A 23,454-nucleotide genomic window follows, 5' to 3' on the forward strand; every position below is an offset into this window, starting at 1 on the left:
GGGAATACGTTTGTACGTACTATCAACCTATGACCACCATGGAGTCGCGGCTCGCCGCGCTGGAGACCCAGGTTGCCGCGTTGAACGAGCGCCTGGCGGCGGCGCCACCAGCGCCACCCGCATCCGAGGGCACCTTCTGGGCACTCGACGGCCTCAAGCAGCGCCTGCCGCCCGAGGGCACCGGCGCAGTCCTCTACACCGGCACCGTCCGGGTCGCCGGGCAGCACTACGACTGGCAGTACGGCCGCACCGTCGACGACGTGCTCGCCGCCGACTGGACAGAGCTGGCCAGCACGCTCTCCGCGTTGGCCCACCCGGTGCGGCTGCGGCTGCTGCGCGAGATCCTCGACGGCCGGCAGAGCACCAGCGAGCTCGCCGAGATCGAGGAACTGGGCACCACCGGCCAACTCCACCACCACCTGCGCCAGATCACCGCCGCCGGCTGGCTGAGCAGCACCGGCCGGGGTCGGTGGGCCGTCCCCGCCGAACGCGTGGTGCCGCTGCTGACCATCCTCACCGCCGCCGGCCGATGACCCACGCCCGCAGCACCGACCGCCCACACGACGAGCAGCAGGGAGAAGCACCATGCGCCGGACGACAGTGATCACCATCGTCGTCGCGCTGATCGCCGGCCTCGCCGGAATCGCGCTCATGCCCCGGGTGGCCCGCCTCGGCGCGCAGACCACCGGCGACGCCGACCTGGCCGGCGCCGCACGCGCGGCCGTACGCGACCCGTCGGGTCACCGCGGGCTCGCCGTCGCACTGGTCGAGAACGGCCGGATCCGCACCGCCGGCCTGGGTGACCGGGACCGGACCGGCCAGCCCGTCGAGCCCGGCACCTCGTTCGAGATCGGCTCGGTCACCAAGGCGCTCACCGGCATGCTCCTCGCCGACCAGGCCGCCGCCGGGGTCGTCCGCCCCGACGACCCTCTCGGCGCCACCTGGCCCACGGTCACCGGCCCCGCCCGCGACGTGACGCTCGCCGAGTTGGCCAGCCACCGCGCCGGTCTGCCCCGGCTCGCCCCCGACGGCATCCTGGGCTGGGCACGCATCCTCTGGTCCAACGTGTCCGGCGGCAACCCGTACGCCGGGCAGGACACCGACGCCGTCCGCAGCGCCGCCGACCGGGTCACCCCCGACGATGACGAGCGCGGCGAGGTCCACTACTCCAACCTCGGGCCGTCCGTGCTCGGCCACGCGCTCGCAGCCAGGGCCGGCGTCGCGTACGCCGATCTGCTGCGGGCGCGGCTGCTCCAACCGCTCGGGATGGACGCCACAGTGATCGCCACCCACGCCGACGACCTGCCGTCCGGCCGCGCCCTGGGCGGCCGGGCCTCCGGCCGGCCCCTCGACACCTGGTCGGGAGTGGGGTACGCCCCGGCCGGCGTCGGCCCCTGGTCCACCGCCGAGGACCTGGGCCGCCTGGCCGCCGCGACCCTCGCCGGCACCGCGCCCGGCGCCGACGCCGCCACCGCCCGGTTCCGCGAGGACGAGAACACCCACATCGGGTACGGCTGGTTCACCACCCGGCACGGCGACCACGAGGTGGTCTGGCACAACGGCGGGACCGGCGGGTTCCGGTCCTACATCGGTTTCGAACGGGCCACCGGCAGGGCGGTGGTGGTGCTCGGCAACACCGACAAGGGCGTCGAGCCGATCGGGCTGCGGCTGCTCGGCGTACCGGAGAAGGAGGCGGGGGCGGGGACTACGCCGGCTCCCGTCTGGATCGGCGCCGGTCTCGCTGTGGCGTTCACCTTCCTCGGCGGCCTGTCCCTGTTCGGCACCGCCCGCCGCCGCGAACTGGACCGGGTGACAGTGGTGGCGGCGGTGGTGTGGGCGTTCGCCTATCTCGGGTTGGCGCACCGGATGGGCGACTGGTCGGTGGTGCCGGTCTGGCTCTGGCCGCTCGGGGCCGGGCTGTCCGCGGCGGGAGCGACACTGGCCGTGACCCGGTGGTCCGCCCTGCCGGTGGTCGACGCGCGGGTGCCGTGGCGTCGCCTGCTGTCCGTGGCCAGCTCCCTGCTAGCCGCCGTGCTGGCGGTCGCCGCCGTGAGCGACTGAGCGAGCCGCGCGGGCCCACCGTTGCGTACCCTCGGCCGATGACTTCTGATCTGCGGCTGCGCCCGGTCCTGGAGGACGACCTCGTCGAGTTCTTCCTGTTCCAGCAGGACCCGGAGGCCAACCGGATGGCCGCCTTCGTCGCCAAGGACCCGTCCGACCGTCGGGAGTTCGCCCGGCACTGGGCCCGGGTGCTCACCAACCCGGCGAACCGGGTCCGCACCGTCGAGGTCGACGGCGAGGTGGTCGGCTACGTGAGCGCCTTCCCGGCCGGCGACCAGACCGAGGTCAGCTACTGGATCGACAGGGAACGCTGGGGCCGGGGCCACGCCACGGCGGCCCTGGCCGCCCTGCTGCGCGAGCTGCCCCGACCGGTGCACGCCCGCGCCGCCAAGGACAACGCCGCGTCCCTAGCGGTGCTGCGCAAGTGCGGGTTCGTGGTGGTCGGCGAGGACTCGGGGTACGCCAACGGCCGCGGCGAAGACGTCGAGGAGTGGCTGCTGGAGCTGCCCGCCGACGGTCCTGACCTGGGCGGGCACTAGTCTCGCGGCGTGAACTGGTTGGATCTCGTCGGCTGGGCCGGCTCCGCGGTGCTGGTCTGGTCGCTGCTGCAGTCGCGCATCCTGCGGCTGCGCGCGCTCAACCTCGTCGGCTGCCTCGTGCTGATCGGCTACAACGCCGCGATCGAGGTCTGGCCCATGGTCGGGCTCAACATCGTGCTTACGGTGATCAACCTCTGGTACCTGCGGGGAATGCTCGCCACCCGGCACGACGAGAAGACCTACCAGGTGGTCGAGGTCGGCGTCGGCGACCAGTTCCTCGCCCACACGCTGCGCGTGCACGCCGCCGACATCGCCCGCTTCAACCCCGACTTCCGGTGGGACCCGGACACCTCGGGACGATCCGCCTTCCTGGTGGTCACCGCCGACGAGGTGGTCGGCGTCGTGCTGTCCCACGCCGAGGCCCGCGGTGTCGCCCAGATCGACCTGGACTACGTGACCCCCAAGTTCCGCGACTTCACCCCGGGCGAGTTCGTCTACCGGCGCAGCCACCTGTTCACCGAACGGGGCTTCCGCCAGGTGGTCAGCCCGCCCCGGATGGTCGCGCCGTACTACCACCGGCTCGGCTTCCGCCCGGAGGGCGACTCGTACGTCCTCGATCTGCCGACCACCCCGGCCGCCGATCCCGCGTAGCGTCACCGGCGACCTATCCGGCGTAGCCTCGCGGGCGCAGGATTCAGCGGGCACCGGATGGGGCAATCACACGCCTACGCCGGGCGGGCTCGCCGAACGGCGGGGCGCCGCGCGTACCGGCCGGTGCCACCACCACGAGGGAGCGAACCGGGCGTGCAGAGCTACGGGAGCCAACTGGCCCTGGTCGGAATCCTGGTCGTGATCAACGCGCTCTTCGCGGGCAGCGAGATGGCGTTGGTGTCACTGCGGGACAGCCAGATCCAGCGGTTGGAACGGACCAGTCGCGGGGGCCGGGTGCTGGCCCGCCTCGCCAAGGACCCGAACCGCTTCCTGGCCACCATCCAGATCGGCATCACCCTCGCCGGCTTCCTCGCCTCCGCCGCCGCGGCGGTCTCGCTGGCCAAGCCTCTCGTGCCGCTGCTCGGAATCTTCGGCGGCGCCGCCGAGACGATGGCGATCGTGGTGGTCACCCTCGCGCTGACATTCGTCACACTCGTCTTCGGCGAGCTGGCACCCAAGCGGATCGCCATGCAGGCCGCCGAGCGGTGGGCGCTGCTGGTGGCCCGCCCACTCGACCTGCTCGCCACGTTCACCCGTCCGGCCGTCTGGGCGCTCGGCGCCACCAGCGACGTGGTGGTCCGCCTGGTCGGGCTCAACCCCAAGCACCAGCCGGAGGAGATCGGCCCGGACGAGCTGCGGGACATCGTCGCCGGCAACCACGGCTTCACCAAGGAACAACGCACCATCATCGCCGGCGCGGTGGAGATCGCCGACCGGCGGTTGCGGGCTGTCCTCGTACCCCGGTTGCAGGTCTTCACGCTCGACAGCGGGACCACCGCGGAGGCCGCGCGGCTCGTGCTGGCCGCCACCGGGCACTCCCGCGCGCCGGTCGTGCGACACGGCGGCCTGGACGACACGGCCGGCGTGATCCACCTGCGCGACCTGGTGGGGGTGCCCGACGACCGCCCGGTCGACGAGATCGCCCGCCCCCCGATGCTGCTGCCCGACTCGTTGCCTGTCGTGGAGGCGCTGCGCCAGTTCAAGGCCGAGCGCCAGCACATCGCACTCGTCGTGGACGAGCGCGGCGCGGTCGACGGCATCGTCACGCTGGAGGACATCCTGGAGGAGATCGTCGGTGAGATCTACGACGAGACCGACCGGGACGTGAGCTCGGTCCGCCGCGACCCCGACGGCGCGCTCCTGCTGCCCGGCACCTTCCCGGTGCACGACCTTCCGGACATCGGCGTCGAGCTGCCGTCGCGCCCGGAAGGCGACTACACCACCGTCGCCGGGCTGGTGCTGGCCCGACTCGGGCACATCCCCACCGTCGCCGGCGAGGACGTCACCCTGGACGGCTGGGTGCTGATGGTGGCCGGCATCGACCACCGGGCGATCACCGAGGTACGGGTCAGCCGGGTGCCCGACGACTCCGAGCCCGACGCCGACCTGACCTCGGAGCCGGTGCTGGACGAGGCCCGCAGCTGAACCGTCCGGGTGCCGCCGCTCAGTCGCGCGAGAGGTTCTGGAGGCGGACCTGACCGCGGGCGACCAGCCGCTCGTCGGCGTCGGTGATCTCCACCTGCCACAGCTGCTGGCTGCGGCCCCGGTGCACCGGCGTGCCGACCGCGGTCAGCTCCCCGTCCCGGACGGCCCGCAGGAAGTCGGTCTGGTTCGACACGCCGACCACAGTGCCCCGGTCGCCCAGCCAGAGGGAACCACCCACGCTGGCCGCGGTCTCCACGACCGAGCAGTACACGCCACCGTGCTGAATGCCGAACGGCTGGTGCAGCTCCGGTCGGACCCGCCAGCTGATGACCACCCGGTCGGCGGACGCCTCTTCGAACTTCAGGCCGAGCAGGGCGACAAAACCACCCGTCAGATCCGGCATCTCCACGGCAGAACCCCTCCTCGATCAACGGGGCGCAAGCCTAACCGGGGCGGGTTACGGGAAACCCGGTACGGGTCGGTGCCGGCGATGGGGGAGAATCGGTGACCGTGACCGACAGCAGCCCCCCGCCGTCCGGGCGGGACTCCCTGACCGACGACCTGCTCTGGCGTGGCCTCATTCAGGACTCGACCGGCCTCGACGAGCTGCGCGAGCTGCTCGACGGTGGGACGGCCACCACCTATTACGTGGGTTTCGACCCGACCGCGCAGAGCCTGCACGTCGGCTCGCTCATGCAGGTCACCACGGCCCGCAGGCTGCAACTCGCGGGGCACCGCCCGTTGCTGCTGGTGGGCGGGGCGACCGGGCAGATCGGTGACCCCAAGGAGAGCGCCGAACGGACGCTCAACCCGCCCGAGGTGATCGCCGGCTGGGTCGAGAGGATCCGTGAGCAGCTCGCGCCCTTCGTGTCGTACACGGGGGACAACGCCGCGCGACTGGTCAACAACCTGGACTGGACCGGCGAGATGTCGGTGGTCGAGTTCCTGCGCGACGTGGGCAAGCACTTCCCGGTCAACAAGATGCTCGCCCGGGAGGTGGTGCGGGCGCGGCTGGAGACCGGCATCAGCTTCACCGAGTTCAGCTACCAGCTGCTGCAGGCCAACGACTTCTACGAGCTGCACCGGCGGCACGGCTGCCAGCTTCAGTTCGGCGGGTCCGACCAGTGGGGCAACATCACCGCCGGCGTCGACTACGTCCGTCGACGTGGCGCGGGGCCGGTGCAGGCCTTCACCACGCCGCTGGTCACCAAGGCCGACGGCACGAAGTTCGGCAAGACCGAGGGCGGCGCCGTGTGGCTCGACCCGACGTTGACCAGCCCGTACGCGTTCTACCAGTTCTGGCTCAACGTCGACGACCGCGAGGTCGACCGCTACCTGCGCTACTTCAGCTTCCGTACGCGCGAGGAGCTGGAGGAGCTGGCGAAGGCGACGGCCGAGCGGCCGGCGGCCCGCCTGGCACAGCGGGCGCTCGCCGAGGAGCTGACCACCCTGGTGCACGGCGCCGACGAGACCCGACAGGCGATCGCCGCCAGTCAGGCCCTCTTCGGCCGCGGATCGCTGGACGACCTGGCCCCGGAGACGCTGCGCGCGGCGTTGACAGAGGCCGGCCTGGTGCGTCTCTCCGGCGAACTGCCGGATGTGGCGGGGTTGATGCGGGACTCCGGGCTCGTCAGTGGCCTCAAGGAGGCCCGTCGGGTGATCGCCGAGGGCGGCGCCTACGTCAACAACAACCGGGTGACCGAGGTGGACGCCGGAGTGTCGGCGACCGACCTGCTGCACGGGCGATACCTGGTGCTGCGCCGTGGCAAGCGCTCGTTCGCGGGCGTTGAGCTGGGCGAATAGTCGACTGTCGACGATGTGACGGGGGACGCGTCCGGCGGATTTGACGATCATCCCGCCGGACGCGTAACTTTCTCTCTGCCAGCGCGGAACGGACGAAACAGGCGAAAGCCTGAGACGGCCGGAGCGCGGGAATGACCGCCGGGTCGGAGGGGTTGTACCTCTCGGAACCGGTACCGGGTGGTGCCCCCGAGTTCGCCGCGAGGCGGATTTGGCGCGGCGAAACCGACCGGGTATGGTTACCAACCGGCAGGGCACCGGGCAAGCTTGCGGGAGACCGCAGCGGCCGGCCTGCCAAATCCGTGACGAGAGCGGCGCAAGCCGGTCGGGACATGGTGCCCGCATTACCGGGTGAAGCACGACGAACCGCGAAACACCGGTTTGACACGGCGGAAATCAGCGGGTAACGTAGTAAAAGTGCCTGGCGCTGGAAAGCGCTAAGGGACGCGAACGAAAAGCCCCGGTTGGGGTTCCGCTGAGGTGGGGCTTCTGGTCGGTGTGTGGTTGTTCTTTGAGAACTCAACAGGGTGCTTGTAAAGCCAGTGCCAATTATGATTTATACCCCGGACTGGTCAGTTTTTGCTGGCTGGTTGGGATTCCTTTGGCAACATTTGTTTGTTGTCAGGATGCTGTTCAACTAATTTTTTGTTGGAGAGTTTGATCCTGGCTCAGGACGAACGCTGGCGGCGTGCTTAACACATGCAAGTCGAGCGGAAAGGCCCTTCGGGGTACTCGAGCGGCGAACGGGTGAGTAACACGTGAGCAACCTGCCCCAAGCTTTGGGATAACCCTCGGAAACGGGGGCTAATACCGAATAGGACTTCCGGCCGCATGGCTGGGGGTGGAAAGTTTTTCGGCTTGGGATGGGCTCGCGGCCTATCAGCTTGTTGGTGGGGTGATGGCCTACCAAGGCGACGACGGGTAGCCGGCCTGAGAGGGCGACCGGCCACACTGGGACTGAGACACGGCCCAGACTCCTACGGGAGGCAGCAGTGGGGAATATTGCACAATGGGCGGAAGCCTGATGCAGCGACGCCGCGTGAGGGATGACGGCCTTCGGGTTGTAAACCTCTTTCAGCAGGGACGAAGCGAGAGTGACGGTACCTGCAGAAGAAGCACCGGCCAACTACGTGCCAGCAGCCGCGGTAAGACGTAGGGTGCGAGCGTTGTCCGGATTTATTGGGCGTAAAGAGCTCGTAGGCGGCTTGTCGCGTCGACCGTGAAAACTTGGGGCTCAACCCCAAGCCTGCGGTCGATACGGGCAGGCTAGAGTTCGGTAGGGGAGACTGGAATTCCTGGTGTAGCGGTGAAATGCGCAGATATCAGGAGGAACACCGGTGGCGAAGGCGGGTCTCTGGGCCGATACTGACGCTGAGGAGCGAAAGCGTGGGGAGCGAACAGGATTAGATACCCTGGTAGTCCACGCTGTAAACGTTGGGCGCTAGGTGTGGGGGACCTCTCCGGTTTCCTGTGCCGCAGCTAACGCATTAAGCGCCCCGCCTGGGGAGTACGGCCGCAAGGCTAAAACTCAAAGGAATTGACGGGGGCCCGCACAAGCGGCGGAGCATGCGGATTAATTCGATGCAACGCGAAGAACCTTACCTGGGTTTGACATGGCCGCAAAACTCACAGAGATGTGAGGTCCTTCGGGGGCGGTCACAGGTGGTGCATGGCTGTCGTCAGCTCGTGTCGTGAGATGTTGGGTTAAGTCCCGCAACGAGCGCAACCCTCGTTCGATGTTGCCAGCGCGTTATGGCGGGGACTCATCGAAGACTGCCGGGGTCAACTCGGAGGAAGGTGGGGATGACGTCAAGTCATCATGCCCCTTATGTCCAGGGCTTCACGCATGCTACAATGGCCGGTACAATGGGCTGCGATACCGCGAGGTGGAGCGAATCCCAAAAAGCCGGTCTCAGTTCGGATCGGGGTCTGCAACTCGACCCCGTGAAGTCGGAGTCGCTAGTAATCGCAGATCAGCAACGCTGCGGTGAATACGTTCCCGGGCCTTGTACACACCGCCCGTCACGTCACGAAAGTCGGCAACACCCGAAGCCGGTGGCCCAACCCCTTGTGGGAGGGAGCCGTCGAAGGTGGGGCTGGCGATTGGGACGAAGTCGTAACAAGGTAGCCGTACCGGAAGGTGCGGCTGGATCACCTCCTTTCTAAGGAGCACCTTCCGACGAAAGTCGGTAAGGAGCCCGCACTGCCCGACTGTGGTGGTGGGGTGCTCAGATGGCGGAGACACTGGCAAGTTTTGCCCTGGCAACGGCCGGCGGCGCCTAGTACAGCCACTTCGGTGGTGGGAATGGTTGCTGTTGGTGCGGCTGGGGGAGAATGTGAGCACCCTGTTGGGTCCTGAAGGAACAACCATTGGTTGTTGTTTCAGAGACTTGGCCAGCCCTCCGGTGTGGGGGCTGGGAGTCTGCCAGGCATGGCCTGGCCCCACATACCGCTGGTCCTGAAGGGCTGGGTTTGGTGTGGGGCGGATCGGGTTGTGGGTTGGTCGTTTGTTGAGAATTGCACAGTGGACGCGAGCATCTTTGTGGTCAAGTTGTCAAGGGCGAACGGTGAATGCCTTGGCACCAGGAGCCGATGAAGGACGTGGGAGGCCGCGATAGGCCTGGGGGAGCTGTCAACCAAGCTGTGATCCCAGGGTGTCCGAATGGGGAAACCTGGCACCAGTCATGTGGTGTCACCCACACCTGAACACATAGGGTGTGTGGAGGGAACGCGGGGAAGTGAAACATCTCAGTACCCGTAGGAAGAGAAAACAATTTAGTGATTCCGTGAGTAGTGGCGAGCGAAAGCGGATCGAGGCTAAACCGGCTGCGTGTGATACCTGTCAGGGGTTGCGTGGTCGGGGTTGTGGGACCCTGCTGAACAAGCTGACACTTGTTCGAGAAGTTACAAAGTTAGTGGCTAGTCGAACAGTCTGGAATGGCTGACCGTAGACGGTGAAAGTCCGGTAGGTGAAAGTTGCTGACCTTCTGTGGGTGTTCCCGAGTAGCGGCGGACCCCTGAAATCTGCCGTGAATCTGCCAGGACCACCTGGTAAGCCTAAATACTTCCTGGTGACCGATAGCGGACAAGTACCGTGAGGGAATGGTGAAAAGTACCCCGGGAGGGGAGTGAAATAGTACCTGAAACCGTTCGCCTACAATCCGTCGGAGCCTTGCGGGGTGACGGCGTGCCTTTTGAAGAATGAGCCTGCGAGTTAGTGGCATGTGGCGAGGTTAACCCGTGTGGGGGAGCCGTAGCGAAAGCGAGTCTGAATAGGGCGATTCAGTCGCGTGTCCTAGACCCGAAGCGGAGTGATCTAGCCATGGGCAGGCTGAAGCGCGGGTAAGACCGCGTGGAGGGCCGAACCCACCAATGTTGAAAAATTGGGGGATGACCTGTGGTTAGGGGTGAAAGGCCAATCAAACTCCGTGATAGCTGGTTCTCCCCGAAATGCATTTAGGTGCAGCGTCGCGTGTTTCTTGCCGGAGGTAGAGCACTGGATGGTCTAGGGGGCCCACAAGCTTACCGAAATCAGCCAAACTCCGAATGCCGGTAAGTGAGAGCGCGGCAGTGAGACTGCGGGGGATAAGCTTCGTAGTCGAGAGGGAAACAGCCCAGATCACCAGCTAAGGCCCCTAAGCGTGTGCTAAGTGGAAAAGGATGTGGGGTCGCATAGACAACCAGGAGGTTGGCTTAGAAGCAGCCACCCTTTAAAGAGTGCGTAATAGCTCACTGGTCAAGTGGTTCCGCGCCGACAATGTAGCGGGGCTCAAGCACACCGCCGAAGCTGTGGCATTCACATTTTAACCTCGCTTGGACTTGATTCCTTGTGCAGGTGTGTGGATGGGTAGGGGAGCGTCGTGCCGCGAGTGAAGCAGCGGGGTGACCCAGTTGTGGACGCGGCACGAGTGAGAATGCAGGCATGAGTAGCGAAAGAAGGGTGAGAAACCCTTCCGCCGGATGACCAAGGGTTCCAGGGCCAGGCTAATCCGCCCTGGGTGAGTCGGGACCTAAGGCGAGGCCGAGAGGCGTAGTCGATGGACAACGGGTTGATATTCCCGTACCCGCGAAAGAGCGTCCCTGATGAACCTCGTTGTGCTAACCACCTGAACTGACTGATGTCTTCGGACGGATGTCGGGGAGGCTGGGAACCTGATGGGTAGTAGTCAAGCGATGGGGTGACGCAGGAAGGTAGCTGAGCCCGGCCGGTGGTTGTGCCGGGGTAAGCGTGTAGGCCGTGTTGTAGGCAAATCCGCAACACATTTAAGGCTGAGACGTGATGCCGAGCCGATTCAGGTGAAGTCAGTGATCCTATGCTGCCGAGAAAAGCCTCTAGCGAGTTCTTAGCGGCCCGTACCCCAAACCGACACAGGTGGTCAGGTAGAGAATACCGAGGCGATCGGGCGAACTGTGGTTAAGGAACTCGGCAAATTGCCCCCGTAACTTAGGGAGAAGGGGGGCCGGAGACGTGAAGCCCCGCGCGGGTGGAGCGTTGTATGGCCGCAGAGAGCAGGGGGAAGCGACTGTTTACTAAAAACACAGGTCCATGCGAAGAAGTAATTCGATGTATATGGACTGACGCCTGCCCGGTGCTGGAACGTTAAGGGGACCTGTTAGCTCTTCGGGGCGAAGCGGAGAACTTAAGCGCCAGTAAACGGCGGTGGTAACTATAACCATCCTAAGGTAGCGAAATTCCTTGTCGGGTAAGTTCCGACCTGCACGAATGGCGTAACGACTTCCCCACTGTCTCAACCACAGGCCCGGCGAAATTGCAGTACGAGTAAAGATGCTCGTTACGCGCGGCAGGACGGAAAGACCCCGGGACCTTTACTATAGCTTGACATTGGTACTCGAATTAGCTTGTGTAGGATAGGTGGGAGCCGGTGAAGTCCATACGCCAGTATGGGTGGAGGCAATCTTGAAATACCACTCTGGTTGATTTGGGTATCTAACTTCGGACCGTTATCCGGTTCAGGGACAGTGTCTGGTGGGTAGTTTAACTGGGGCGGTTGCCTCCTAAAAGGTAACGGAGGCGCCCAAAGGTTCCCTCAGCCTGGTTGGCAATCAGGTGTTGAGTGCAAGTACACAAGGGAGCTTGACTGTGAGACTGACAGGTCGAGCAGGGACGAAAGTCGGGACTAGTGATCCGGCACTTGCGAGTGGAAGCGGTGTCGCTCAACGGATAAAAGGTACCCCGGGGATAACAGGCTGATCTTCCCCAAGAGTCCATATCGACGGGATGGTTTGGCACCTCGATGTCGGCTCGTCGCATCCTGGGGCTGTAGCAGGTCCCAAGGGTTGGGCTGTTCGCCCATTAAAGCGGTACGCGAGCTGGGTTTAGAACGTCGTGAGACAGTTCGGTCCCTATCCGCCGTGCGCGTAGGATACTTGAGAAGGGCTGTCCCTAGTACGAGAGGACCGGGACGGACGAACCTCTGGTGTGCCAGTTGTCCTGCCAAGGGCACGGCTGGTTAGCTACGTTCGGAAGGGATAACCGCTGAAAGCATCTAAGCGGGAAGCCTGCTTCAAGATGAGGTATCCCACCCACCTTGGTGGGGTAAGGCCCCCAGCTAGACGACTGGGTTGATAGGCCGGAAATGTAAGCCCGGTAACGGGTTCAGTTGACCGGTACTAATAGGCCGAGGACTTGACTACTAAGCTGCTACGCGTCCACTGTGCAACTCTCGATAAACGAACAACAGACCACACATGTTGGTGTTGTTTGACATGTCGATAGAGTTACGGCGGTCATGGCGGAGGGGAAACGCCCGGTTACATTCCGAACCCGGAAGCTAAGCCCTCCAGCGCCGATGGTACTGCACTCGTGAGGGTGTGGGAGAGTAGGACGCCGCCGGACAATCTTCCAGTCGAGGGCCGCCCCATCCGGGTCGGCCCTCGACTGCGTAGCGCCATTGGTGGCGCAATCAGGAAGGATGTACCTGTGAGTTCAGGACCGCAGGGCGGAGACCGTCCCCGTCGCTACGAAGACCGTACTGACGGCGCGGGCGGACGCGACCGCGGCCCGCGCCGCGGTGACCGAGACCGGCCCCCGTACCGGGGAGACCGTGACAACGCTGGTGGCGCCCGCGGCGGTTACGCCGGCGGCCGCGACTCTGGTTCCCGTGGCGGCGACCGGGACAGCTCGCGTTCCAGCGCCCCGCGTGAGGGTGGCTACCGTGGGGGCGACCGCGACGGTTCGCGCTCCGGCGCCCCGCGTGAGGGTGGCTTCCGTGGGGGCGACCGCGACGGTTCGCGTTCCAGCGCCCCTCGCGAGGGTGGTTACCGTGGCGGCGACCGCGACGGTTCGCGCTCGGGCGCTCCCCGTGAGGGTGGCTTCCGTGGCGGCGACCGCGACGGTTCGCGCTCGGGCGCTCCCCGTGAGGGTGGCTTCCGTGGCGGCGACCGCGACGGTTCGCGCTCCGGCGCTCCCCGTGAGGGTGGTTACCGTGGCGGCGACCGCGACGGTTCGCGTTCCAGCGCCCCTCGCGAGGGTGGTTACCGTGGCGGCGACCGCGACGGTTCGCGTTCCAGCGCTCCCCGTGAGGGTGGTTACCGTGGCGGCGACCGCGACGGTTCGCGCTCGGGCGCTCCCCGTGAGGGTGGCTTCCGTGGCGGCGACCGTCGCGAGGGTGGTTTCCGCGGTGGTGACCGTGATGCTTCGCGTTCCGGCGGCCCGCGTGAGGGTGGCTTCCGTGGCGGCGACCGCGACGGTTCGCGTTCCAGCGCCCCTCGCGAGGGTGGTTACCGTGGCGGCGACCGCGACGGCTCGCGTTCCAGCGCCCCCCGTGAGGGTGGTTACCGTGGCGGCGACCGTGATGGTTCGCGCTCGGGCGCTCCCCGTGAGGGCGGCTTCCGTGGCGGCGACCGCCGCGAGGGTGGTTTCCGCGGTGGTGACCGTGATGCTTCGCGTTCCGGCGGCCCGCGTGAGGGCGGCTTCCGTGGCGGCGACCGCGATGGCTCGCGTTCCGGTGCTCCCCGTGAAGGCGGCTTCCGCGGTGGTGACCGTGACGGCTCGCGTTCCAGCGGCCCGCGCGACGGTGGCTTCCGTGGCGGCGACCGTGAGGGTGGCTTCCGTGGCGGCGACCGCCGCGAGGGCGGCTATCAGGGTGGCGACCGCACCCGCTCCGGCCCGTCCCGTGAGGGCGGCTTCCGTGGCGGTGACCGCGAGGGTGGTTTCCGTGGCGGTGACCGCGAGGGTGGTTTCCGCGGTGGCGACCGTCGTGAGGGTGGCTTCCGCGAGGGTTCCCGGCCTGGCGCTCCCCGCGAGGGCGGCGGCTTCCGTGGCGGTGACCGTCGTGAGGGCGGTTTCCGTGGCGGTGACCGGCCGAGTGGATCGCGTGACGGCGGCGCTCCGCGTGAGGGCGGCTTCCGTGGTGGCGACCGCGACGGTGGTTCCCGTGGCGGTGACCGCCGTGAAGGCGGCTTCCGTGGCGGCGACCGTGAGGGTGGCTACCGTGGTGGCGACCGTCGTGAGGGCCGTGCGCCTCGCGAAGGTGGCTTCCGTGGCGGCGACCGTGACAGCTCTCGGCCGAGTGGTCCGCGTGAGGGCGGTGGCTACCGTGGTGGCGACCGCGAGGGTGGCTACCGTGGTGGCGACCGGACGGGTGCTCCCCGGGCCGACGACCGGCCGCGTCGTGAGGGCGAGTTCCGCCGCGACGACCGCGCTGGCGGCTCCGAGTCGTACGAGGGTGGGCGTAGCTCTGGCCCGGCACTGCCGGACGACATCGTCGCGACCGACCTCGACAAGGACGTTCGCGCTGAACTGCTCTCGCTGAACAAGCCGGTCGCCGAGACGGTGGCCCGGCACCTGGTCGCGACCGGTCAGCTGATCGACGAGGACCCGGCCGAGGCGTTGGCGCACGCGCTGGCTGCCCGGCGGCTCGCGTCGCGCATCTCCGCGGTCCGTGAGGCGGTCGGCCTTGCCGCGTACCACGCGGGGGAGTGGCAGTCGGCGATCGCCGAGCTGCGCACGTACCACCGGATGAGTGGTCTGCAGAGCCACCTGGCCGTGCTCGCGGACTGTGAGCGGGCTCTTGGCCGCCCGGAGCGGGCCATCGACCTGTTCCGTGGCGCTGACCGGGAGAAGTTGGACCAGGCCGTCGCGATCGAGCTGCTCATCGTCGCCGCTGGCGCCCGGGGTGACCTCGGGCAGAAGGACGCCGCGGTCGCGATGCTCCAGGTCCCGGACCTCACCAGTGAGGCCACGGTGCCGTGGACGGCTCGGCTGCGGTATGCGTACGCCGATGCGCTGCTCGCCGTGGGCCGGCGCGAGGAAGCCCGCGAGTGGTTCTCCCGTGCCGCCGACGTGGACACCGAGGGCGAGACCGACGCCGCCGAGCGGCTGCTGGAACTCGACGGCGTGCTCATCGAGGGTGACGACGAGGACGAGGCCGGCGAGGAGATCGCCGCAGGCCCGGGCACTCCGGGCGCGGTTCCGGCCCAGCCGGACGCCGACCTGACCGGCGACGACCGCGACGACGAGGACGACGCCGACCGCGACGAAGACGACGACGAAGACGACGACGAAGACGACGACGACGACGAAGACGACGACGAAGACGACGACGACGACGAGCAGGACGGTGCTGTCGGCCGCCCTGACGACGACGAGGACTCCGTCGACGAGGACGAGGACCGTCACCCGGACGAGGCTGGCAAGGCCGACACCGCTGCCGACGGCAGCGTGACGTCCGGCGACGCGGTGAACACCGACGACACCGCCCCCACCCGGGGTGACGAGTCGGAGCCGACGCAGCGGTGAGCGCGGGCGTGGGGGAGCGGCTGGTCGACGGGTACACCCTGGTCGTCTTCGACCTGGACGGCGTGATCTACCTGATCGACCGGCCGATCCCCGGCGCCGTCGAGGCGGTGGCCCGGCTGCACGACGAGGGGCGGGCGGTGGCGTATGCCACCAACAACGCCTCCCGGCGCTCCAGCGAGGTCGCCGACCTGCTCACCGGGATGGGCGTGCCGGCTCGACCGGAGGAGGTGCTCACCTCCGCCGCGGCTTCGGCCGAACTGTTGCGGGACCGGCTGCCCGCCGGCGCGCCGGTGCTGGTGGTCGGCGCGGAGGCCCTGCGCGCCGAGCTGCGTGCGGTCGGTCTGACCCCGGTCACCAAGGCCGACGAGAACCCTGCCGCGGTGGTGCAGGGGTACGGGCCGCAGGTCGGCTGGGCCGAACTGGCCGAGGCCTCGGTCGCGGTGCGGGCCGGGGCACTCTGGATCGCCACGAACACCGACCGGACCCTGCCCAGTGGGCGGGGACCGCTGCCCGGTAACGGGTCGCTGGTGGCCGTGCTGCGTACGGCGTTGGAGCGGGACCCTGACGTGGTGGTCGGCAAGCCGGAGTCGGCGCTGTTCGAGACCGCCGCCCGGCGCGCGGGCGGTGGCCGAAGCCTGGTGGTGGGTGACCGCCTGGACACCGACATCGAGGGCGCCCGCCGTGCCGGCCTGGACAGCCTGCTCGTGCTCACCGGCGTCAGTGGCGTACCGGATCTGCTGGCTGCCGAACCGCGGCGGCGTCCCACGTACGTCGCGAGGGACCTGGCGGGGCTCTTCGACCCGGCTGCCGCCGTGCGGGTCCCGGGCCCGGCGGACGCTGGCGGCTGGTCCGTGACCGACCGCGACGGGGTGCTTGAACTGGCCGGATCGGGTCGTCCGCTGGATGCGCTGGTCGCGCTCTGCGCGGTGGCCTGGTCGGCGCCGGAGCCGACGCTGCCGAAGATCCGCCCGATCGGCCCGGACGCGGCCCACGCGCTGGAGAGCTTCGGTCTGACCGCCGCTGCCTGATCAGGTCGGCGAACGGGTCCGTCAGAGCAGCTTGCGCAGCTTGAGCAGGTCGAACGGGTTGGCCTTGATCGACACCCGGCGGGATGTCACCGCGCTGGTGACGTCGAGGTCGCCGCGGACCAGGGCGAGCAGGTCGTCGCTGGACGTGCTCAGCGCGATCTTGGCTTTGGGGTCGTCGCCGTCGGTCAGCTCGACCAGTCGACCGCCGGTGATCCGGCCGTGGAACGCGGTGTCCAGGTCGGTGATCCGGCAGGCCAACGTCCGGTCCAGGTCGATCCGTTCGCGCACCGTCTCCGCGTTGCGGTCCAGCCGGGCGGCCAGCTCCTGCAATGCCTGCCGGCACTCGTCCACGCTGGCCACATCTCCCCCTCGCTGATCGCCACGCCGTCCTCGGCACCGTACCGCACGGCACGGTCCGGGGTGCCCGGTAGCGTGACACCTGCACACCCCGCCCCGTGGAAGGACTCAGGCATGCAGGACGCGTGGCGCGCCTACCTCGAACTGGCCATGGGCCTCGCGGAGGCGCCCCGGAAGAAGGCCCAGGACGTGGCACGTCGCCTCGTCGGTTCCGGCGGTGCGACCGCGGCCCAACTCCAGGCGCTCGGCGAGGAACTGGTCACCACCGGCGCCGCCAACCGGGAGGCGCTGACCAAGCTGGTCCGCTTCGAGGTCGACAGGGCTCTCGGCGCGGTCGGGCTGGCCACCGCCGACGAGGTGGCCGAGCTGACCCGGCGGGTGCACGACCTGGAGCGGCAACTCCGCGAGGCGCGTGCCGCTGAGCCGGCGCACGCGCCGACTGCCGGTCCCCGGGAGCAACCCGATCCGACCCTCGCCGCGCCGCCCGGTGACCGTCTGGTGCCGTCCGACGGCCCGGCCGGTGCCCCGGTCTCCGCGCCGACGGCCGAGAAGGCCGTGGCGAAGAAGGCTGTGGCAAAGAAGGCCGTGGCGAAGAAGGCGATCGCCAAGAAGGCCATCGCGAAGAAGTCGCCGGCGACGATCAGCCGGACCGACGACGACACCCCGACCCCGGCGGTCATGCCGGCCAAGAAGGCGGCCCGTCTGCAGCCGCCGGACGCCGCCGAATGAGCCGGCCGCATCCGCCGACGGGCGGGTCGTTCCCGGCCCGGCCCGGTCCGCCCACCGGCGGGTCGTTCGCCGCCCGTCCCGGCCCTCCCACGGGCGCCCGCCCCGGGCCGCTGCTGGACGTCGGGGACGACGAGGCGCGGCACCCGGCGGTGGACGCCGCCGTGCAGGCCATGACCAACGCCGCGACGCTCGCCCCGGCCGACCAGATCGCGCAGTACGAAGCGGCCTACGAGACGCTGCGGGAAACCCTCGCCACCATCGACCAGACCTGAGCCGGACGACCAGGGCTGAGGAGACCGGAGAACCACCCATGGCACGTCGTAACCGGCTGGACGCCGAACTCGTCCGCCGCGGTCTGGCCCGCTCCCGGGAGCAGGCCGCCGCGTTGGTGGAGGCCGGCCGGGTCCAGCTGCGCGGGGTGGTCGCGCGCAAGGCCGCCGCGATGGTCGACCCGGCCGATCCCCTCCTGGTGACCGGTGCGGATCCGGCCGAGGAGTACGTCTCCCGGGGCGGGCACAAGCTCGCCGGCGCGCTGGCCGCGTTCGGCGCCGGTGGGCTGCGCGTCGCCGGACGGCGCTGCCTGGACGCCGGCGCCTCCACCGGTGGCTTCACCGACGTGCTGCTGCGCGCCGACGCCGCCGAGGTGGTGGCCGTGGACGTCGGCTACGGGCAGCTCGCCTGGCCGCTGCGCACGAACGAGCGGGTCCGCGTCCTGGAACGCACCAATGTTCGTACCCTCGACGCCGAGACGATCGGCGGGCCGGTCGACCTCACGGTGGCCGACCTGTCGTTCATCTCGCTGCGGCTGGTGCTGCCGGCGCTGGCCGGCTGCACCCGCGACGACGGTGACCTGGCGTTGATGGTGAAGCCGCAGTTCGAGGTCGGCAAGGACCGGGTCGGTGCCGGCGGTGTGGTGCGCGATCCGGAGCTGCGTGCCGAAGCGGTGCTGGACGTGGCCGCGGCGGCCGAGCGGCTCGGTCTCGGGTTGGCGGACGTGGCGGCCAGCCCGCTGCCCGGGCCGAGCGGCAACGTGGAGTTCTTCGTATGGTTGCGCCGGGGCGCACCGCCGGCCGACCCGCAACGGGTGCGGGCCGTGGTGGCGGCTGGGCCGGACGGCCCGACGACGGCCGGCGACGTGCCGGACGTGGCGGCGGCGGCGGAGGAGGTCGCAGGGTGAACGCGCGCAGCGAGGGCACTGGCACGACACACGGTTGTGCCGGTGCGACGGTGGCGCACCGCCGCCCGGTCGGGCGGGTGGCCCGATGAGCCGGACCGCGCTGCTGGTGACGCACACCGGCCGTCGGCGTAGCACTGAGCACGCCCGGTCGGTCGCGGCCGACCTGATCGCCGCGGGTTTCGAGGTGCGGGTGGTCGCCGACGAGGCCGACGACCTGGACCTGCCCGGCGTGGTGCCGGTCGCCGGTCAGCAGGCCGCCGAGGGCGCCGAGATCGTCTTCGCGCTCGGGGGTGACGGCACCTTCCTGCGTGCTGCCGAGCTGGCCCGCCCGGCGAAGGTGCCGCTGCTCGGCATCAACCTCGGCAAGGTCGGTTTCCTGGCCGAGGCGGAGATCGACGACCTGGACGTCGCGGTGCGGGACGTGGTCAGTCGCAACTACACGGTCGACGAGCGGCTCACCCTGGACGTCACCGCCGAGTTCGACGGCGGGCCGACCATCGAGTCCTGGGCGCTCAACGAGATCAGCATCGAGAAGGGCGAGCGGGCGCAGATGCTCGAACTGCTCGTCGACGTGGACGGGCGTCCGCTGTCCCGCTACGGCTGCGACGGTGTCGTCTGCGCCACGCCCACCGGCTCCACCGCGTACGCGTTCTCCGGTGGCGGCCCGGTGGTCTGGCCGGAGGTGGAGGCGTTGCTGCTGGTGCCGATCAGCGCGCACGCGTTGTTCAGCCGCCCGCTGGTAACGGCGCCGACGTCCACCTTCGTGATCACCGTCGACCCGTTCACCACCCTCGCGGTGCTCTCCTGCGACGGGCGTCGGGTCTACGACCTGCCGCCCGGTGCCCGGGTGACGGTGCGTCGGGGCGCCCTGCCGGTGCGCATCGTGCGGTTGCGGCCCCGCCCGTTCACCGACCGGCTGGTCGCCAAGTTCGCTCTTCCCGTGCACGGTTGGCGCGGCAGCCGCCGGTGACCGTGGCGCACACGGTCGGTGGACGTCGGTTGTCCACCTGACGACATGTCGCCGCTGCGGCGGCTGATGACTAGTGACCTGGTGACAGGCTCCGACGCAGACTCCGATCGGCCCTCATCTACGGATGGCGGGCCTGGAGGAGTAGAGGAGCACATCGCATGCACTGGTCCCCACGCTGGCTCGCCGTCGGCGCGGTCGGCGCGTTGGTGGTCGGCCTCGCCGCACCGGCGTCCGCCGACCCGCCCGCCCGGCCCACCGGCCCGACGGCGGGCACACCCGTCCCGGGCGCCGCGCCCGTTCGTCTCACGCTGATCACCGGCGACCAGGTCGACCTGGTGCAGGCCGCACCGGGCCGGGTCGCCGCCACCGTCCGCCCGGGACCCGGGCGCGAGCGGATCGTGTTCCAGACCATGGAGGTCGACGGCGCGCTGCGGGTGCTTCCCAGCGACGCCCTGCCCTACGTCTCCAGCGGGGTTCTCGACGCCAAGCTGTTCGACGTGCAGAAGTTGGCCGCCGACGGCTACGGCGACGCCGCGCAGGGCAACCTGCCGCTGATCGTGCGCTATCAGGACCCGGCCGCCGGCCGGGTCCGGCCGCTCACCGTCGCCGCGGACGCCCGCCCCCTGGAGAGCATCAACGGCGCGGCTCTGCGGGTCGGCAAGGGTGACCTCGGTGGCCTGTGGAGCACGCTCGCCGGCACGCCGACCACCCGCACCACGGCCGCCGCGCCCCGGCTGGGCGGCGGCATCGCCCGGATCTGGCTGGACGGGAAGGTCCGCCCGACGCTGGAGCACAGCGTGCCGCAGATCGGCGCCCCGCAGGCCTGGGCGGCCGGGCGGGACGGCAGTGGCGTGACGGTGGCCGTCCTGGACACCGGAGTCGATGCCACCCACCCCGACCTGGCCGGACGGATCGCCGACGCGCGGGACTTCTCCAACAGCGGCAGCGCCCGTGACGGTCACGGCCATGGCACGCACGTCGCGGCCACCATCGCCGGCAGTGGCAACGCGTCCGCGGGGCTGCGCAAGGGTGTCGCGCCCGGCGCGCGGCTGCTGGTAGGCAAGGTGCTCGACGACGGCGGCTCCGGCTATGACTCGTCCATCATCGCCGGCATGGAGTGGGCCGCCCACTCCGGCGCGAAGGTCGTCAGCATGAGCCTCGGCGGCGACCCGACCGACGGCACCGACCCGATGAGCCAGGCCGTCAACGACCTGACCGCCGAGACCGGCGCGCTCTTCGTGGTCGCCGCCGGCAACGCGGGCGAGGCGCGTACCGTCGGTTCGCCGGGCGCGGCCGCGGCGGCGCTCACCGTCGGCGCGGTCGACCGCGCCGACAACCTGGCGGAGTTCTCCAGCCGTGGTCCACGACTCGGCGACAACGGTCTGAAGCCGGAGATCACCGCCCCGGGCGTCGGCATCGTCGCCGCGCGGGCTGCCGGGACCACCATGGGTACGCCGGTGGGCGACGCCTACACGACCGCGTCCGGGACCTCGATGGCCACTCCGCACGTTGCCGGCGCGGCGGCGATCCTTGCCCAGGAACACCCGGACTGGGCCGCCGGGACGCTCAAGGACGCGCTGGTGAGCACCACGAAGGCCAACCCGGCGCTGACCGTCTTCGAGCAGGGCGGCGGCCGGGTCGACGTGGCTCGGGCGCTCAAGCAGCAGGTGTACGCCTCGGCCACCGCTGACTTCGGACGGATCCAGACCGGCGCCGCGCCGGTCGAGCGGACCGTGACGTACACCAACGGCACGAAGGTCGCGCAGACCCTGCGGCCGGCCCTGGAGCTGCGCAACCTGGACAGCGGCGCGGCCGAGACCGACGGCGTCTCGGTGGCCTCCGACGCGGTGACAGTGCCGGCGGGCGGAAGTGTCGCCGTGCCGTTGCGTGCCGACCCGGCGAAGCTGGCCCGGGGCCCGCACGGTGGCTGGCTGGTGGCGACCGGTACGGACGGCGTCGCCGTGCGCACGCCGGTCGGGCTCACCGTCAGCGGCCCGTTGCACCAGGTCACCATCAAGGTGTTGGACCGGCAGGGTCAGCTGACCCTCTCGCCGGGGTTGACCCTGTTCGGTGAGCAGACCGAGTCCGACTTCTGGGGCTGGTGGCCGGGCGAGGGCACCCTCCAGGTCGAGGAGGGCACGTACCTGCTGACCGCGATGATCGAGCACGGCGCTCCCCTGGATGAGCAGTTGACCGAGGCCGTCGAACCGGAGCTGGTCGTCGACCGGGACCTGACAGTGGTGCTCGACGCGCGCAAGGGCACACCGGTGCGGATCGAGACGCCGAAGCCCAGCGAGCAGCGGGCCACGCTCAGCTACTACGTGCATCGGGTGTTGGCCAACGGTCGGCAGATCGACCACGGCGTGATGGCCTACAGCACGATCGGGCAGGTCAACGTCACGCCGACCCGCCAGGTGCGCCAGGGTGAGTTCGAGTTCGCCTCGCGCTGGCAGCTCGTCGCACCGATGGTGGACGCGAAGATCAGCGGGGTGTCCGGTCCACTGGACATCAACCTGCTGGGTACGTCACCGGCACCGACCGGCCGGCGCAAGCTGCCGCTGGTCTGGGCCGGCACCGGGACGCCCGCCGACCTGACCCGGGTGCGGGGCGCCGCGGCGCTGCTCGCCACCGACCCGGACCGATCCGAGGAGGAGCAGGTTGCCGCCGCCGCGGCCGCTGGCGCCGCCATGGTGCTGATCGTTCGGCCGGCGGACTTCTCGGCGTGGACGGTGTGGCGCCCGATCGGGGACCGACTGCCGATCCCGTCGATGGTGGTCGCGTACGACGACGGGCAGCGGTTGATCGCAGCGGTGCGCAAAGGCCGGGCGACGCTCGACCTGACGCTGACCGTGGACAGCCCGTACCTGTATGACGTGTGGCAGGTGTCGAAGGGCCGGGTGCCGGAGCGCGTCGTGCACGCCGTGACCGCGAAGAACACGGCCGAGGTGACCGCGAGCTACGGCGACACGGGTGCCGGCTGGGCCAGCGAGGAGCGGTTCGGCTGGCGTCCGTGGCAGGAGTACTCCTGGAACGACGACCAGCGCATGGTCCGCACCGGCACCACCCGCAAGGAGTTCGTCAGTGCCGGGGACAACTGGTGGCAGCACCGGGTCCAGCACAAGCTCATGTACCTGCAGTGGGGGCAGTTGACCGGCGGCCTGACCGAGGAGCCCCGACGCTACGACGCCGACGACCGGGAGACCGAGACCTGGCACGCCCCGGTGATCCGGCCGGCCGTACCGGCCAGCGGGGCGCCGGTGCCCACGCGTACCGGTGACAGCCTCGACCTGCGGGTGCCCGAGTTCGTTGACGCGGACGGCCACTACAGCGTCGCCGGAAACAGTGAGGAGTCGGACACCGTCGAGGCCCGGGTCAGCCGGGACGGGAAGCAGATCGCCGACCTGTCCAGCGGGTGGGCCCCGGTGCCCACCACGGCGCAGCGGGCCCGCTACCGGCTGGACCTGACGACGAAGCGGTCCTCGGCCGAGTGGCGCTACGGCACCCGGACCGACACGGCCTGGGAGTTCACCTCGGCCCGGCCGGCGGGCGACGCCGCGCCGTTGTCGCTGTTGCAGGTGGACTACCGGGTGCCGGCCGACCTGCTCGGCACGGTACGCGGCAACCGCCCCCACCAGCTGGGGGTGACCCTGCGCCAGCCGGCCGGGGTGGCTGCGCCGACCGGCACCAGCGTCCGGGTGCAGGTCTCCTTCGACGGGGGCGTCACCTGGCGGAACGCCCCGACCAGAGGGTCGGGCACCCGTTACACCGCGACCGTGCCCGCTGGGCGGGGAACGGTGTCGTTGCGGGTGCACGCCGCCGACCGGGCCGGGAACACCGTCGACCAGACGGTGCTCCAGGCGTACGGGCTGCGCTGATCCGGGAGGGCGGGGCGGTCA

The 23,454-nt window shown here is 69.4% G+C and carries 16 protein-coding genes and 3 rRNA genes; 16 read left to right on the forward strand and 3 right to left on the reverse strand.

Translation table 11 applies throughout. The annotated features are described in order from the left end of the window. Nucleotides 1-29 precede the first annotated feature (29 nt). From CLT68_RS18095 to CLT68_RS18115, 5 genes are all read left to right on the forward strand, one after another. On the forward strand, nucleotides 30-533 hold the full coding sequence (locus tag CLT68_RS18095; protein ID WP_247667586.1) for an ArsR/SmtB family transcription factor: 504 nt from the start codon (nucleotides 30-32) through the stop codon (nucleotides 531-533). A gap of 52 nt (nucleotides 534-585) precedes the next feature. After that, the gene (locus CLT68_RS18100; protein WP_099852307.1) at nucleotides 586-2,061 is read left to right on the forward strand and encodes a serine hydrolase domain-containing protein; all 1,476 of its coding nucleotides are present in this window, start codon (nucleotides 586-588) and stop codon (nucleotides 2,059-2,061) included. 38 nt (nucleotides 2,062-2,099) lie between these two features. Further along, the gene (locus tag CLT68_RS18105; RefSeq protein ID WP_099852309.1) at nucleotides 2,100-2,600 is read left to right on the forward strand and encodes a GNAT family N-acetyltransferase; all 501 of its coding nucleotides are present in this window, start codon (nucleotides 2,100-2,102) and stop codon (nucleotides 2,598-2,600) included. 9 nt (nucleotides 2,601-2,609) lie between these two features. Continuing rightward, nucleotides 2,610-3,251 carry a hypothetical protein gene (locus CLT68_RS18110; protein ID WP_099852310.1) on the forward strand — a complete coding sequence of 214 codons (642 nt, stop codon included), beginning with the start codon at nucleotides 2,610-2,612 and terminating at the stop codon, nucleotides 3,249-3,251. 153 nt (nucleotides 3,252-3,404) lie between these two features. Further along, complete coding sequence (locus CLT68_RS18115; RefSeq protein ID WP_099852312.1) at nucleotides 3,405-4,736, forward strand: hemolysin family protein; 1,332 nt, start codon at nucleotides 3,405-3,407, stop codon at nucleotides 4,734-4,736. A gap of 19 nt (nucleotides 4,737-4,755) precedes the next feature. Here CLT68_RS18115 and CLT68_RS18120 read toward each other — a convergent pair whose 3' ends face one another. Further along, entirely contained in the window at nucleotides 4,756-5,139 is a 384-nt protein-coding gene (locus tag CLT68_RS18120; protein ID WP_185755482.1) for a PaaI family thioesterase, read from the reverse strand. A gap of 107 nt (nucleotides 5,140-5,246) precedes the next feature. Between CLT68_RS18120 and tyrS the strand changes: the two genes are divergently transcribed. The 4 genes from tyrS (at nucleotide 5,247) to rrf (ending at nucleotide 12,393) form a co-directional block, all read left to right on the forward strand. Then, nucleotides 5,247-6,539, forward strand: coding sequence for a tyrosine--tRNA ligase (gene tyrS, locus CLT68_RS18125; protein WP_099857304.1), 1,293 nt, complete (start codon nucleotides 5,247-5,249; stop codon nucleotides 6,537-6,539). A gap of 642 nt (nucleotides 6,540-7,181) precedes the next feature. Next, nucleotides 7,182-8,698 (forward strand): 16S ribosomal RNA (locus tag CLT68_RS18135). 382 nt (nucleotides 8,699-9,080) lie between these two features. Then, nucleotides 9,081-12,191, forward strand: a 23S ribosomal RNA gene (locus CLT68_RS18140). An 85-nt stretch (nucleotides 12,192-12,276) separates the two neighbouring features. After that, nucleotides 12,277-12,393, forward strand: a 5S ribosomal RNA gene (rrf, locus tag CLT68_RS18145). Together the 16S, 23S and 5S rRNA genes form the textbook arrangement of a ribosomal RNA operon. A 90-nt stretch (nucleotides 12,394-12,483) precedes the next feature. Here rrf and CLT68_RS33190 read toward each other — a convergent pair. Beyond that, a complete protein-coding gene (locus CLT68_RS33190) occupies nucleotides 12,484-14,397 on the reverse strand; it encodes a hypothetical protein (RefSeq protein ID WP_199177296.1) in 1,914 nt (637 codons plus the stop codon). Between CLT68_RS33190 and CLT68_RS18155 the strand changes: the two genes are divergently transcribed. Next, on the forward strand, nucleotides 14,332-15,297 hold the full coding sequence (locus tag CLT68_RS18155) for a tetratricopeptide repeat protein (RefSeq protein ID WP_486482216.1): 966 nt from the start codon (nucleotides 14,332-14,334) through the stop codon (nucleotides 15,295-15,297). The two genes, CLT68_RS33190 and CLT68_RS18155, sit on opposite strands and share 66 nt — an antisense overlap. Then, complete coding sequence (locus tag CLT68_RS18160; RefSeq protein ID WP_099852314.1) at nucleotides 15,294-16,325, forward strand: HAD-IIA family hydrolase; 1,032 nt, start codon at nucleotides 15,294-15,296, stop codon at nucleotides 16,323-16,325. Before CLT68_RS18155 ends, CLT68_RS18160 begins: the two co-directional genes overlap by 4 nt. Nucleotides 16,326-16,346: 21 nt before the next feature. On the opposite strand, the gene CLT68_RS18165 is transcribed toward CLT68_RS18160, so the two are convergent. Next, entirely contained in the window at nucleotides 16,347-16,685 is a 339-nt protein-coding gene (locus tag CLT68_RS18165; protein ID WP_088947517.1) for an SCP2 sterol-binding domain-containing protein, read from the reverse strand. A gap of 111 nt (nucleotides 16,686-16,796) precedes the next feature. Here CLT68_RS18165 and CLT68_RS18170 point away from each other — a divergent pair, with 111 nt between their 5' ends. The 5 genes from CLT68_RS18170 (at nucleotide 16,797) to CLT68_RS18190 (ending at nucleotide 23,433) form a co-directional block, all read left to right on the forward strand. Beyond that, complete coding sequence (locus CLT68_RS18170; protein WP_099852316.1) at nucleotides 16,797-17,411, forward strand: hypothetical protein; 615 nt, start codon at nucleotides 16,797-16,799, stop codon at nucleotides 17,409-17,411. Continuing rightward, entirely contained in the window at nucleotides 17,408-17,683 is a 276-nt protein-coding gene (locus tag CLT68_RS18175; RefSeq protein ID WP_099852317.1) for a hypothetical protein, read from the forward strand. Before CLT68_RS18170 ends, CLT68_RS18175 begins: the two co-directional genes overlap by 4 nt. A 38-nt stretch (nucleotides 17,684-17,721) precedes the next feature. Further along, the gene (locus CLT68_RS18180) at nucleotides 17,722-18,588 is read left to right on the forward strand and encodes a TlyA family RNA methyltransferase (RefSeq protein WP_099852318.1); all 867 of its coding nucleotides are present in this window, start codon (nucleotides 17,722-17,724) and stop codon (nucleotides 18,586-18,588) included. A gap of 85 nt (nucleotides 18,589-18,673) precedes the next feature. Further along, nucleotides 18,674-19,558 (forward strand): NAD kinase, encoded by an 885-nt coding sequence (locus CLT68_RS18185; RefSeq protein ID WP_088947520.1) that lies wholly within the window; start codon nucleotides 18,674-18,676, stop codon nucleotides 19,556-19,558. Between the two features lie 158 nt (nucleotides 19,559-19,716). Next, nucleotides 19,717-23,433 (forward strand): S8 family serine peptidase, encoded by a 3,717-nt coding sequence (locus CLT68_RS18190; RefSeq protein WP_099852320.1) that lies wholly within the window; start codon nucleotides 19,717-19,719, stop codon nucleotides 23,431-23,433. Nucleotides 23,434-23,454: the final 21 nt, after the last annotated feature.

This window comes from Micromonospora sp. CNZ299 (assembly GCF_002754415.1).

Coding starts and splice junctions, on each gene's coding strand:
- CLT68_RS18095 (WP_247667586.1), top strand. CDS start 30: ATGACCACCATGGAGTCGCGGCTCGCCGCGCTGGAGACCCAGGTTGCC.
- CLT68_RS18185 (WP_088947520.1), top strand. CDS start 18,674: ATGAGCCGGACCGCGCTGCTGGTGACGCACACCGGCCGTCGGCGTAGC.
- CLT68_RS18180 (WP_099852318.1), top strand. CDS start 17,722: ATGGCACGTCGTAACCGGCTGGACGCCGAACTCGTCCGCCGCGGTCTG.
- CLT68_RS18120 (WP_185755482.1), bottom strand. CDS start 5,139: ATGCCGGATCTGACGGGTGGTTTTGTCGCCCTGCTCGGCCTGAAGTTC.
- CLT68_RS18175 (WP_099852317.1), top strand. CDS start 17,408: ATGAGCCGGCCGCATCCGCCGACGGGCGGGTCGTTCCCGGCCCGGCCC.
- CLT68_RS18105 (WP_099852309.1), top strand. CDS start 2,100: ATGACTTCTGATCTGCGGCTGCGCCCGGTCCTGGAGGACGACCTCGTC.
- CLT68_RS18190 (WP_099852320.1), top strand. CDS start 19,717: ATGCACTGGTCCCCACGCTGGCTCGCCGTCGGCGCGGTCGGCGCGTTG.
- CLT68_RS18100 (WP_099852307.1), top strand. CDS start 586: ATGCGCCGGACGACAGTGATCACCATCGTCGTCGCGCTGATCGCCGGC.
- CLT68_RS18170 (WP_099852316.1), top strand. CDS start 16,797: ATGCAGGACGCGTGGCGCGCCTACCTCGAACTGGCCATGGGCCTCGCG.